At 73.3% G+C, this 12278-nt stretch carries 13 protein-coding genes; 7 read left to right on the forward strand and 6 right to left on the reverse strand.

Features of this window, described 5'->3' with window-relative positions:
* Nucleotides 1-57 precede the first annotated feature (57 nt).
* A complete protein-coding gene (locus HAV39_RS36960) occupies nucleotides 58-903 on the forward strand; it encodes a hypothetical protein (RefSeq protein ID WP_191843807.1) in 846 nt (281 codons plus the stop codon).
* Nucleotides 904-945: 42 nt separating this feature from the next.
* Here the strand turns inward: HAV39_RS36960 and HAV39_RS36965 are convergent, their stop codons facing one another.
* Complete coding sequence (locus HAV39_RS36965) at nucleotides 946-2823, reverse strand: sensor histidine kinase (RefSeq protein ID WP_191843808.1); 1878 nt, start codon at nucleotides 2821-2823, stop codon at nucleotides 946-948.
* Nucleotides 2824-2826: 3 nt separating this feature from the next.
* Nucleotides 2827-3495, reverse strand: coding sequence for a response regulator (locus HAV39_RS36970; RefSeq protein ID WP_239120397.1), 669 nt, complete (start codon nucleotides 3493-3495; stop codon nucleotides 2827-2829).
* A gap of 201 nt (nucleotides 3496-3696) precedes the next feature.
* On the opposite strand from HAV39_RS36970, the gene HAV39_RS36975 reads away from it, so the two are divergent.
* Nucleotides 3697-4143, forward strand: a complete 447-nt coding sequence (locus tag HAV39_RS36975; RefSeq protein WP_191843810.1) for a hypothetical protein — start codon at nucleotides 3697-3699, stop codon at nucleotides 4141-4143.
* A gap of 288 nt (nucleotides 4144-4431) precedes the next feature.
* The gene (locus tag HAV39_RS36980; protein WP_203736159.1) at nucleotides 4432-5607 is read left to right on the forward strand and encodes a damage-control phosphatase ARMT1 family protein; all 1176 of its coding nucleotides are present in this window, start codon (nucleotides 4432-4434) and stop codon (nucleotides 5605-5607) included.
* Between the two features lie 63 nt (nucleotides 5608-5670).
* On the opposite strand, the gene HAV39_RS36985 is transcribed toward HAV39_RS36980, so the two are convergent.
* The gene (locus HAV39_RS36985; RefSeq protein ID WP_191843811.1) at nucleotides 5671-6243 is read right to left on the reverse strand and encodes a TetR/AcrR family transcriptional regulator; all 573 of its coding nucleotides are present in this window, start codon (nucleotides 6241-6243) and stop codon (nucleotides 5671-5673) included.
* Nucleotides 6244-6332: 89 nt separating this feature from the next.
* Between HAV39_RS36985 and HAV39_RS36990 the strand changes: the two genes are divergently transcribed.
* Genes HAV39_RS36990 through HAV39_RS37000 form a run of 3 tightly spaced genes read left to right on the forward strand, consistent with a single transcriptional unit; the run spans nucleotide 6333 to nucleotide 8107 of the window.
* Nucleotides 6333-6704, forward strand: coding sequence for a DUF4267 domain-containing protein (locus HAV39_RS36990; protein ID WP_191843812.1), 372 nt, complete (start codon nucleotides 6333-6335; stop codon nucleotides 6702-6704).
* A gap of 27 nt (nucleotides 6705-6731) precedes the next feature.
* A complete protein-coding gene (locus tag HAV39_RS36995; protein WP_191843813.1) occupies nucleotides 6732-7229 on the forward strand; it encodes a cupin domain-containing protein in 498 nt (165 codons plus the stop codon).
* Between the two features lie 11 nt (nucleotides 7230-7240).
* A complete protein-coding gene (locus HAV39_RS37000; RefSeq protein ID WP_191843814.1) occupies nucleotides 7241-8107 on the forward strand; it encodes an alpha/beta hydrolase in 867 nt (288 codons plus the stop codon).
* Between the two features lie 51 nt (nucleotides 8108-8158).
* On the opposite strand, the gene HAV39_RS37005 is transcribed toward HAV39_RS37000, so the two are convergent.
* The 3 genes from HAV39_RS37005 to HAV39_RS37015 form a co-directional block, all read right to left on the reverse strand.
* A complete protein-coding gene (locus tag HAV39_RS37005; protein ID WP_191843815.1) occupies nucleotides 8159-9985 on the reverse strand; it encodes a hypothetical protein in 1827 nt (608 codons plus the stop codon).
* 107 nt (nucleotides 9986-10092) lie between these two features.
* A complete protein-coding gene (locus HAV39_RS37010; protein ID WP_191843816.1) occupies nucleotides 10093-10884 on the reverse strand; it encodes a maleylpyruvate isomerase family mycothiol-dependent enzyme in 792 nt (263 codons plus the stop codon).
* A 69-nt stretch (nucleotides 10885-10953) separates the two neighbouring features.
* Nucleotides 10954-11598: a M15 family metallopeptidase gene (locus HAV39_RS37015; protein ID WP_191843817.1), complete on the reverse strand. Its 645-nt coding sequence runs from the start codon at nucleotides 11596-11598 to the stop codon at nucleotides 10954-10956.
* 149 nt (nucleotides 11599-11747) lie between these two features.
* On the opposite strand from HAV39_RS37015, the gene HAV39_RS37020 reads away from it, so the two are divergent.
* Entirely contained in the window at nucleotides 11748-12212 is a 465-nt protein-coding gene (locus HAV39_RS37020; protein ID WP_191843818.1) for a hypothetical protein, read from the forward strand.
* Nucleotides 12213-12278 lie beyond the last annotated feature (66 nt).

The raw sequence follows: 12278 nt of genomic DNA on the forward strand, positions 1-12278 counted from the left end.
GGTCGGATTTGCGACGGGTCCTAGGCAACGCCGGTCGATCAACTTAGCGTGTCGGCCATGACCGCCTCTCCGCTGCGCCACGCCGCCCCCGGCAAGGACGTCGCGCGTACCCATAACCTCGCTCGCCCGCACCGCACCGCCGTCGCCGGCGTGCTCGCCCTGGCCCTGCTGGGCACAGCCGCCTGCGGCAAGAAGGACGAACCGCAGGCCAGTGCCAGCGCCAACACCGTGATCACGGAGAGCCCCGGGGCGAGCGCGAGCGCCCTGCCGTCCGGCTCGGCCGCCGCGACGCCGCAGCCGTCGTCGACCGGTGGCAGCGGCAGCGGCAACCAGCCGCCGACGTTCCCGAAGTCGGCCAAGGACTACGGCCTGGCCGCACTGGCCGCCTGGGCGTCCGGCAGCAAGTCCAAACTCGACCAGTACGCCGTGCAGGCGGCGGTGGCGCAGTTCATGGGCCACGGCAAGCCCAACAGCCAGTGGAGCAACCTCAACTGCGAGTCCGCGGGCAGCGGGCGCACCGCCTGCAACTACCGCAACGCGCACGGCGACGACGCCCGGCTGACCATGGAGGACACCCAGCTGGGCCACCCGACGGCGACCGTCGACGTGTTCCTCAACCGCACTCAATATCCGACGGACGCCGCCGGTTACGTCGGCTTCTTCATGGCCGCCTGGGGCGACGGCAACAAGCAGCGGATGACCCGCTACGCCAGCTCGTCGATCGCGAACATGTTCACCGGCAGGACCCCGCCGACCGGCAGCCAGACCAACGCCACCCAGAGCGGGAGCACCTGGACCGTACAGGTGAACGGCCTGCCGGTGGGCTCGGGAAGCTGGACGTTCACCGTCAGCGGCAGCAAGCTCGGCGGCGGCAACGCGATCACCGCAGCCAAGATCGACTGAGGCGGGGCCGGCGGCCGGACCGGCAGCCACGCCGCAGCAATGTCACGGGGCCACGGGAATCTCCGCGATGACCGTCGCCCCGTCCGCGCCGAGGCGCGCCAGGAACGTGCCCCCGACCTGCTCCACCCGCTCCCGCATCGAGGCGATGCCGACACCGGGGATCCAGTCCGGGACCGCGCGGCCACGGTCCTCGACGGTCACGCGTAGGACGGGACCGTCGACGAGGGTGAAATCGACCGACGCCTCGGCGACGCCCGAGTGCCGGGCCACGTTGGTGAGGGCTTCGACGGCCACCCGGTACGCCGCGACCTCGACGGCGGCAGGGAGCCGCGACACGTCGTCGGCCGCGGCGAAGGCCACGGTGAGGCAGCGGCCGTCGGCGGTCCGCAGCCGCGAGATCTGTTGCTGCACCGCTCCGACCAGGCCCAGCTCGTCCAGCGCACGGGGTCGCAGGCCGTAGACGATCCTCCGGATCTCGGTGATGGCATCGCGTGCCTCGCCCCGCAGCGAATTCAGGATCTCCAGCGCCTCCCCGGGACTGCTGTGCAGCAGGTTGGCGACCGCGTCGGCGCTGTAGGCGATCCCGGTCAGCGCCGGCCCCAGCCCGTCGTGCAGATCACGGCGCACCCGGCGGCGCTCCTCCTCCAGCGCGGTGACCGCCCGGCCCCGTGACACCCGCAGGTCCTCGGTCAGCCGGGCGGCGTGCAGCGCCTGCGCCAGGGGCACGCTCACCAGGCCGAGCACGGCTTCGGTGGCCCGGGCCAGCCGAGGATCGTCGGTCGCCAGCGCCACCACGAGCTCGCCGACGTGCACCGCGCCGGCCCGCAGATCGGTGTGTGCCGTGGGCGAGCCACCGAGATCTCCGGAGGTCGCGATGACCTGCTCGCCGTCGCGTAAGGACACCCCCGGCGCGCCCAGCGCCACCCGGAGCGTGTCGAGCCAGTCGGGCGGTGGGGAGCCGGCCGCCAGCCGGCCGCCGAGCAGCGTCAGGGTACGGACCGGATCGGCGCGCCCGCCGAAGAGCATCTCGTGCACACTGGTCCGCACCCAGCGCATCACCGGGTGGAAGCTCACCGCGACACCGACCGCGATCAGCACCCGGACGCCGCCGGCCGGAGGATCGCCGGTGACGGTGACCACGGCCGCCTCGACCCCGATGAACGCGGCGGCGGCCAGCGCGAACATGAGCACGGCGACGGTGAGCCCGGCCATCACGGCCCGTACGTCCACGATGCGCGGGGCGAGCAGCGCGACCCCGGCGGCGAACGGCAGCGACAGCGACAGCACCGCCGCGGCGACGGCGAGCAGCACGACCGGGCCCCCGGTCCTACCAGCCGAGAGGACCGGGACCAGGACCGACGGCACCGGCAGCAGGAACCCGAGGATCACCCACAGGACCCGCCGCCGCTCGTCGCCCGCGGTCCGCTCGAACCGCAGGGCCGTCGCCACCGGCACCATCCCGACGCCGACCACGCCCAGCAGGATGGCGGGCAGTGGAAGTCCGGCCACGACGGCCGCGGCCGCGCCGAGCCCGGCGGCGGCGAGCGACGTGTCGATCCACCCGAGGCCCGCCGTCCGGCGTGGTCGGACGGCACACAGCAGTGCCAGCGGGATGGTGACGAGCACGGCGCTGACCCAGAGCCCGCGCGCCGGACCGGGATGGCCCGCGACGATCGTCACCGGAACCGCGAACAGGGTGAGCGCCGCCAGGATGAGCAACTGGCCCGTCGCCCGCCTGCGCTCGACGGCCAGCACGACGTGGCCGACCACGGCGCAGCCCAGGCCGACGGTCAACTGCCAGACCAGGGCCCACAGCGGCTCCACCGGCCCGGCCGCCGGCCACACCGCGGCCGCACCGAAGCCACCCGCCACCGCGGTGACCAGCACGCCGATCCGGGCGGATCGCTGCAGGCGGGCCACCGGTCAGGACCCTTCCGCCGTACGCCCGCCGAGTCCGCTCTCGCGCGCCCGGACGATGGCCTCGGCCCGGCTGGCCACCCGCAACTTGGCGAAGATCGCAGACACATGGTTGCCGACCGTCTTAGGGGCCAGGCCGAGACCGGCCGCGATCGCCCCGTTGCCCCTGCCCTGGGCGATGCCCGTCAGCACCTCCCGTTCGCGGGAGGTCAGCTGCGGGAATGGCGCATCCGCGGGCTGGGCGGCGGTGAGCTGGCTGAGCAGCCGCCCGGCGACACCGGGTCCGATGACCACCTGACCGGCCGCCACCGACCGGATCGCGGCGACCATCTCGTCCTGGAGCGCGCCCTTGAGCAGGTAGCCGCGCGCCCCGGCCCGCATCGCCGACAGCACGGTCTCGTCGTCGTCGAACATCGTCAGGACGAGGACCGCGGCGGCGGGCACGACCCTGCCCAGCTGCCGGGTCGACTCGATACCGTTCAGGACCGGCATGTTGATGTCCATGATGACGACGTCGGGCGTGGTCAGTTGCGCCTGGCGCACCGCCTCCACGCCGGTCGTCGCCTCCGCCACCACGACGAAGGCGTCGTCCAGCGAGGCCAGCATCGCGCCGACGCCACGCCGCACCACGAAGTGGTCGTCGGCGATGAGCACGCGGATGGGTGCGGTCGTCACGCCCCGAGCATGGCCGCTGCGCGCGGTCCGCGCATCGGCCTGACATCCGGGAAACCGGGCAGATGTCCCGGTCCGACCGGGAACCGCGCCCTGGGCCCGCCGACCAGCTGGAGTGCACACTCTTCCCATCGCCGGGTCCGATGGCGCGGCGCACCGCCTCCGACCGCGTTCCGCCCCGCATCACCGGAAAGGAGCCCGACCATGAACACCACCGCTCGTCCGCAGCTCACCGCCAGGAACAAGGTGGGTCTCGTGATCGCCGGGGTGCTGGGCGCCGCCGACCTCACCGGTCCGTCACCGGCCGCCGTCGCGACCCTGATCTTCGTTCCGGAGTACTCCATCCAGCCCGTGGAGCTGCTGGTTCTCGGTGGTTTCGGCGTCGCCGTCGGGCTCGGGCTGGCGACGATTGCCGGGGTCGGCCTCGCCTGGGTCAGGGGCAGCCGGGTCGCGGCCCGCATCGTCGCCGCGGCCCGCATCGTCGCCCTGCTGATGACCTCGCTCATCTTCCTGGTGCAAGGGCAGGGGCTGTTGCCGGCGTGGGTGTTCGTGATCGCGGCGGCCGTGGTGATCCTCGACATCGTCTCGATCATCCTGGTGCTGGCCCGCCCGGCCACGCCGTCCCCGCCCGCCGCGGCGCAGCCGGCCTGAGCGGCCCCGGGTGGGCGGCCGTCAGGCCAGGCGCATGGTCGCGCACCTCGTCCACGCTGAGCGGATCACCCGGGATGACCACGTTGTGGACGTGCCGCCAGTCCGTCAGCTCGTCCTCACTCCGCACCGGACGGACGTGAAGACCAGACATGAGGGCAGCGAACCGCATCGGTCCCGCACGGTCAACGCGTTTCGGCAGGACGGTCCACAGCGCCTGCGCCGCCCTCGGCCCGAGCCGTCCGCCTAGACTGGCCGTGATCGGTTGACGGGTGACGCGGGGGGCGACGAGTGTCCGAGGCTGACCACGCGCGGGCGCTGCCCGACGCCCCGCCGATCCTGAGCGACGTCCCCGGCTCGTTCACCTGGCGGGTGCTGCACGACCGGCATCCGGCGATCATCGCGCAGGTGTCCGGGGCGTTCCCCTACCCTCCGCGCATCCGCCAGGCCCTGGCGCGATTGGCGCAGGACGCCGTCGCCGGCGTCGTGGAGCCGCTGCCCGCCGACGCGCACGACGCCGCCGACTGGGCCCGCTGGAGCGCGCCGTACCTGGGCATGAGCTGGTACGACGTGCCGTTCCTGTGGGCGGAGAACTACTTCTACCGGCGGCTGCTGGAAGCCGTGGAGTACTTCCGGCCAGGTCCGTGGCGCGGGCTGGACCCGTTCACTCCGCAGAAGTCGGCGGAGCTGGCCGATCCCGCGCTCGACGCCGACCTCGCCGCCCTGGCCGGCCTGACCACCCGGCCCGCCGAGGAGCAGCTGACCGCGGCCGTGGACGCCGCGCTGTGGGGCAACCGGGCCGACCTCGCCACCCGGGTGTCCGACCCGGAGGCCGAGCACCGCAAGCAGGCCTCCGACCTGGTCGCCGACGACAGCGCAGTGCTGCGGCGCCTGCTCGCGCCCGGCACCGGCGGCACGGTGTGCCTGGTCGCCGACAACGCCGGGCGGGAACTCATCCCCGACCTGGTGCTGGTCGACGTGCTGCTGCGCAACCGCCTGGCCGACCGGGTCGAGCTGCACCTCAAGCCGCAGCCCTACTTCGTCTCCGACGCCATGCTCCACGACCTGCTGTCCTGCCTGCGACGCCTGGCCGACGCGGAGCCGGCGCTGCGCGAACGGCTGTGGACAGCCCTGGACGACGGGTCGCTGGAGGTGGTGACCGATCCGTTCTACTGCGAGCCGCTGAGCTATCACGATCTGCCCGGCGACCTCGCGGCACGGTTCCGGGCGGCGAAGCTGACGATCGTGAAGGGCGACCTGAACTATCGGCGGCTGGTCGGGGACCGTCACTGGCCCGCGCACACCCCGTTCGACGCGGTGACCGCGTACTTTCCCGGGGCGGTCGCGGCGCTGCGCACGCTCAAGTCCGAGGTCCTGGTCGGCGCACCGGACGTCGCGGCGCTGGACGCCGCCGGTGTCGGCTGGCGCCTGGACGGCACGCACGGGCTGATCCAAGTCAGGGTCTGAACCCGCCGTTGGCGAAATCATCGCCGGAGGACTCGGGGCCGCCGCCCGGTGCCGGTCACGGATTCAGCCGCCGAAGCCCTCAAGCAGCAGCGCGAGCCGCTGCTCGTGCCCGTCGCGGCGCAGCCGGCCACCGCGCATGAGCGTCGTGAGCCCGTGCAGACTTGCCCAGAACACCTCCGTGCGCACGTCGAGGTCGTCGTCTCCGATGAGCGGGCGCACCGCCTCGCGCAGTTCGCCGAACGCCGCGCGCAGCGCCGGCGGGGCGGCCGGGGTGGCGAAGGGCAGCCCGACGGCCAGGGTGAACATCGCGTCGTAGGTGGCGGGACGCCGGTCGGCGAAGTCCGCGTACGCGTGCGCCACCGCGGCGAGCGCCGCGCTCGCGTCGGCGGCTTCGGTGCGGACCGCGCGCAGGATGCCGGCCACTTCGGCGAAGCCCTCGACGGCGACCGCCGCCATGATGGCGTCCTTGCCCTTGAAGTGGCTGTAGAGCACGGGCTGGCTGTACTCGATCAGTTCGGCGAGCCGGCGGGTGGTGACGGCGTCCCAGCCCTGTGCTTCGGCGAGGTCACGGGCGGCGGTGACGATGAGCCGTTCGCGTTCGGCCAGTTCGCGCTCGCGGCGCTTCGTCGGAGGCATGGCCTGATTCTAGCGCCGCTAGCATCACTGTCAAAGCTATGTTAGTGTCGCTCGTATTCCTAGCGCCGCTAGATTCTGGAGGAACCGTCGTGCTCACCCCCCTCGCCATCGGCCTCGCCGTCGTGCTCGATCTCTTCGTCGCCTTTATCGGCGTGCGCTTCCTGCTCGCCCCGCGTCCGGCGGCAGCCGGATACGGCGTGCCGGCCAAACCCGACGGAGACCGCGCCTACCTGACCGTCAAGGGCGTACGCGACCTCACCTACGGGATCATCGGGCTGGCCCTCATCGCCTTCGTCGGCGTTCGCGCCGAGGCCTGGTTCATGCTCGCCGTCGCCCTCGTCCCGCTGGCCGACACGCTGATCGTGCTGCGCAACGGCGGCACCAGGGCGGCCGCGTTCGGCATCCACTTCGCCACCGCCGTCATCGTCCTGGCCAGCGCCGCTCTGCTGTTCGCCGTCTGATCCCGTCCCACGCCCAAGGAGTACGCCATGTCCCTGTTCATCCCGCAGTTCACCGACCCGGTCGTCGTCCGCTCGGCCGAAGCCGAGGTGATCGGGCGCGCCCCGACGACCATCCGGCTGCTGGCCGACAGCAGCGCCACCGGCGGCGCCCTGTCGACCCAGCGCGTGACCCTGCTCGACGGCGCCGACGGCGCGAGACCGCACCACCATGGCAACTCGGCCGAACTCTTCTACGTGCTCGACGGCGTCGCGCAACTGCTCTCCGGCGACCAGGTGGTGACCGCCGAACGCGGCGACCTGGTCGTCGTGCCGCCCGGCCTGAACCACGCGTTCGCCGCCGCGTCCGGTGAGGACGCCGACATCCTCATCGTCATCACGCCCGGCGTCGAGCGCTTCGAGTACTTCCGCCACCTGGAGCGCATCGTCTACGGCAAGGTGCCGCCCGAGAGCCTGCTGGAGGTGCAGGAGCTCTACGACACCTACTTCCGGACCAGCCCGGCGTGGGACAGCGCGCGGCGCGCCTAAGATCATCTGCCATGGCCGTCCCCGACCTCACCGAACTGCGCGACCAGATCCGCCTGCGGGCCTCCACCCGGCCCGCAGGCCCGCCGCTGGCCCGGGTGCGCGACCTCGCCGGCCCCGGTGGGCTGGCCCTGCGCCACTACCGGCCCGTCGACGCCGACCGGCCGCTGCTCGTCTACGTGCACGGCGGCGGCTGGGTGATCGGCGACCTCGACACCCACGACCGGACCTGCCGCCGCATCGCCGCCGCCTGCGACGTCGAGGTGCTGGCCGTCGACTACCGCCGGGCACCCGAACACCCGTACCCGGCGGCGATCGACGACGTCACGAGCGTGCTGGAGTGGGTCCGGCCGCACCTCGTCGCCGGGGACAGCGCGGGCGGATACGTGGCCACCATGGCCTGCCGCCGGCTGCGGGACGCCGGGCAGCCGTTGCCGCGCGCGCAGGTCCTGCTGTGCCCGAACACCGATCTGACCCTGAGCCTGCCCAGCGTCGCCGAGAAGGGCACCGGCTTCGGCCTGGACGCCGACTTCCTGAGCTGGGCGGTGCAGCAGTGGACGCCCGATCCGGCGCAGCGGGTGGCGGCCAGCCCGCTGTTCGCCGAGGACCTGCGTGGACTGCCGGAGGCTGTCGTCGTCACGGCCGAGCACGACGCCCTGCGGGACGAGGGTGACGAGTACGCCCGGCGGCTGGCCGCGGCCGGGGTGCGCGTCCGGCACCGGGTGGAGCCCGGCCTCGTCCACGGGTTCATCCAGAACATGGACCTCACCTCTGCCGACGCGGCGGCCGCCCACGAACGGATCTTCGACGACATCCGGCGCATCGCTGCTGGGATCGGCTCCGACGACCTCGCCCGGCCGGTGCTCGAAGCCCATCGGTAGCAGGCGTCTGCGGTCCCTGCCGGCTGTCGCGCCGGGCGGCGGCGACACCGGTCAGCGGCGGCCGAACAGGTTGCGCAGGTTCGCCACGCCGATCGCGACGGCCGCGGCCACGGCCAGCACGCCGAACGCGATCCGCAGGTTGGTGAGCAGCAGCCAGGTCAGCCAGCCGACGCCGACGAGGATGACCAGGCTCAGCAGGAACAGCAGCAGGCGACGGCGCAGTATCGCCTCGACGCCCATCACCGCCAGCACCGCGAGCGTGCATGCGAGCAGCAGCGAACCCTGCTCCAGCAGCAGCGCGAAGCCGAGCAGGAGCAGCAGCACCGACAGCGACGCCCCGGACCAGAACCGCAACAGCGCGCCGGCAGGGGCGGCGACGTCGGGCACGACCCGGTTGCGCAGGTGCGCGTGCGGCGGCGGCAGCGGCGGCACGCCGCCCACCGCCTGGAGCTGATCGCGTTCGTTCACCGCCGCGCGGCGGCGGGCCCGCAACTGCGCCACGGCCTGCTCCTGGGCGAGCAGCGCGGCGGCCGCGCCGTCCCCGCCGCGACGGCTCGCGGTCACCGTCGGCGGCAGCACCTCCAGCCCGGCCGACATACGCCGCAGCTCGTCCTGCCCGTCGGCGATCCGGCCGTCGAGCTCGGCGATCGTGTCCGCCAGTTCGCGTGCCCGGTCCGCCCCGGCCCGCAGCGCCCGCGCGGGTGTCGGTGGCACCTTGTCCAGGCCCGCCCAGCCGACCGGGTCGCCCCACGAGGCCCGGATCGCGCCGCTGCGCTCGTAGCGGGGACCGGCGGGCGCGCGCTCGCCGCCGAACGGGTCGGCCGTGTCCAAGCCCCACAGCCCCCGGTAGTCACGCACCCACGGGGTGCTGGAGTCGATCAGGATCGGGGTCCACGGCCGGGAGGTGCCCGGGCCGATCCGCGCCCCGTCACCGCGGCGGTAGTCGACGTACGGGATGCCCAGGCCCTCGGCGGCCTCGCCGCGGGTCCATGGGAACAGCAGCGCCCGGATCCGGACCACCGTGTTGAGCACGCCCTCCAGCGACGGCGGCTGCACCCGCACCAGGTAGTCGCCGGGCAGGTACGCCCCCGAGTGCGAGCCCGCGCCCGCGTTGGCCACCAGGTGCGTGCCGTCGACCCAGGTCAGGTCGGGGTCATCGGGCCGTCGGCGCAGCTCGTCGCCGACCTCGTCGTGGGAGGACAGCGCCACCCAGGCGAGCTCGAACCCGTCCGGTCCGTCGGGCGACGGCACCAGGTAGAGGGTGAGCTGTTCCCAGTCGGACTCGTGGTCGTTGACGCCGCTGAAGCTCGACCGCCAGTCGTTCATCGCGTACAGGAACCAGAACTGGATGACGACGTAGCCGCCGTCCGAGCTGACGTGGGCGTGGTAGGTGTCGGTCTGCGGACCGGCGGCGGCGTACTGGCGCTGCACCGCGGCCGTGAGCCCGCCGGGCACCCGCCCGCGCAGCGTCAGCGACAGCCGCAGCAGCGAGTCGATGAACCGGCCGAGCAGCCCGACCGCGGCCAGCCGGGACACCCCGGTGAACTTCGGCCGGTCCGGCCTGCGCCGCCATTCCCGCAGCTCACGGCGATGCAGGCCGCGCGGGGCGTAGCGCAGGAACAGCGCGGCCTCGGGATGGGCGCGGGCCGTGTCGGCCAGCCGTGCGGGGTCCAGCTCACCGTGGTCGACCAGCAGCGTCGGGGCGCCGCGCGTGGTGTGGTGCGAGGCCCACAGGGCCGCCCCGGCCAGGTAGGTGTCGACGGGCATGGGGAAGAACATCTCCCCCGCGGTGAAGCACAGCACCGGTTCGTAGCGCTGCACCAGCGCGCGCAGGTCGACTCCTTCGAGCAGCCCCGCACGATCGTCTACGCCGGTCACCACCGTAGTGTCACAGCTCGGACGCGGCGAAAGCGCCGAAACCGGCTCATGCCGGCAGGCCGCCCCGCCCGTGCGGTGACCGGGCGGGACGGCCTGCGCGGGCCCGGTCAGAAACCGCGGAACACCTGCCGGAGCAGCGCCAGGTCGGCCGCGCCCGCGGTCTCGACGGCGGCCGGGGTGTGCTGCGGCGACAACCGGCCGACGATCAGGCGCAGCCAGGCCTCGGCGGGCAACCGCAGCACCCCGTCGGCGTCGGCCGGCGCGTCGATCAGCTCCACCTTGTCCGCCAGCCGCAGCCCGTGCACGGCGTCGGGGCCGGTGGTCTCGACGCGCAGGGTCAGTGCCCGGCCGTCGAGGGCGTCCGACTTGGCCAGCCAGCCGAACATGCCGCCGAGCGTGCCCGTCAGCAGCGGCACCGCCTCGTCCGCGAGCACGGCCTGCGGGTCGCCGCCGACCCGCACGTCCCAGGAGTGGAAGGTGTACTCGCTCAGCCGCAGGCTCGCGGCCGTGGCGACGTCGACCGGCGCGGGCAGGAAGCCCAGGTCGATCCGCAGGTCGGCGAGGGTCGCGGCGTCGAGCGAGGCGTACTTCGCCAGCAGCGCGTCGTTGGCGGCGAGGAAGCCCGCGGCCCGGTCGGCGGGCTCCATCGCGTCCCAGCGCGCCCATACGCCCTTGTTGAACTCGAACCCGGGGTTGGGCCGGCCCTCCAGCGCCGCCTCGACCGTCGCGAGGTGGATCTCGGCGCCGCTGCCCAGGTGGCTGAGCACCTGGGACACGTCCCACTCGGACGCGCCCGACGCGCCGGTCAGGTCGGGATCGCGCAAGCCGCGCACGTGTGCGGCGAGCGAGTCGTGGCCGGACCGCAACGCGGCGATGACGGTGTCGGCGGAGCTGGTCATAGAGGTACTCCTCAGCGATCTCGGGTGTCTTCGGCTGGATCAACCGCGGACCCGCTCCGCTTGTTCCGGTCAGACCGAAGCGACCGGGCCGTACCGCGTCTGCGCCGAACGCGTCTGCAGGGCCCAGTAGCGGTCGCCGTAGGACCAGTGCCACCACTCGGTGGGGTAGTTGACCAGGCCCACCCCCGACAGCACGATCGACAGCAGGTCCCGGTGCTCGCGGGCGGTCGCCGAGATGTGCGGCGAGCCGGTGAAGCAGGCGTCGGCGCTGGCCAGCGGGCTAGCGTTGACCTCGGTGCCCATGTCCAGCTCCAGGCCCTGCTCGGTGCACAGGGTCAGGTCCACCGTGCCGCCGGTGCTGTGCGGCGCGACGTCGGGCGGCGAGACGTACTTGCTCGCCTCGGTGTGCAGCCGGTCGTCGTCCCAGCCCGGGTGGGCGGCCCGCAGCTCGGCCTTGTAGTCCTCGAAGTACGTCGTCTGCAGGCGCAGCGGCCGGTACGCCTCGACGATCAGCAGCCGCAGCCCGTCCGGCAGCACCCGCTGCGCGTCGAGCAGCCGGTGGGCGACACCCTCGCGCAGGTGGGCGTACGCCCCGGCGGGGTCGGCGAGCCGGGAGTCGATCCGCAGCTCCGGCACCTCGCGCAGGTCGATCATGGGTTCACCGGTGTCGCCGAGGGCGATGGCGGAGATCCGGCGGTCGGACAGCAGGATCATGCGCTTGCCTCGCTTGTCAGGTCGGTCACGGCGCACAGTCCACCCGAGCGGCTGCGACGTGGACGTGAGCGGAAGTCCTCACACCCCGCTCACACGACGCCGCAGGCGCGTCACCGGCCGATGGCGCACCGACCGGCTAGCATCCGCGAATGACGATTCTCTCGGGCGCGGCAGGTGCCTGGACCGGGGCCAACGGCTTCCGGCTGATGCCCCAGGACCAGTTCGCCGAGTCGCCGGCCACGCTGGCGCTGGCCACCGCGGCGGGTGGCCACATGACCACCGTCGCCTACACCTGGGCGCACCCGACCGACGGCCCGCAGCAGGGCCTGCTCGCCCTCGGCGCGGGCGAGGAGCCCGGCGCCGTGACCGGGCTGTGGAGCGACTCGTGGCACCAGCAGCCCGCGGCCCGGATCATGCCGGGCACCCTGCGCGACGGCAACCTGGTCGAGCTGGAGGCCGACTACGGCGGCGGGTGGCTGTGGCGGATCATCATCGACGCCACGGGCGCCACCCTGCAGCTGCGGATGGACAACGTGATCCCCGCCGAGCACGCCACGGCCGAGATCGCCGCCGGGCCGTACCCGGCGATGCTCATGACGTTGCGCCGCGGCTGAGCCGACTCAGTTCACCTCGAGGCCACCTGGACGTCACCCGTCGTCGATGCGATGGGCCGACCATTC

This window comes from Catellatospora chokoriensis (genome assembly GCF_011297315.1).
In the GTDB taxonomy this organism is placed as follows: domain Bacteria; phylum Actinomycetota; class Actinomycetes; order Mycobacteriales; family Micromonosporaceae; genus Catellatospora; species Catellatospora citrea.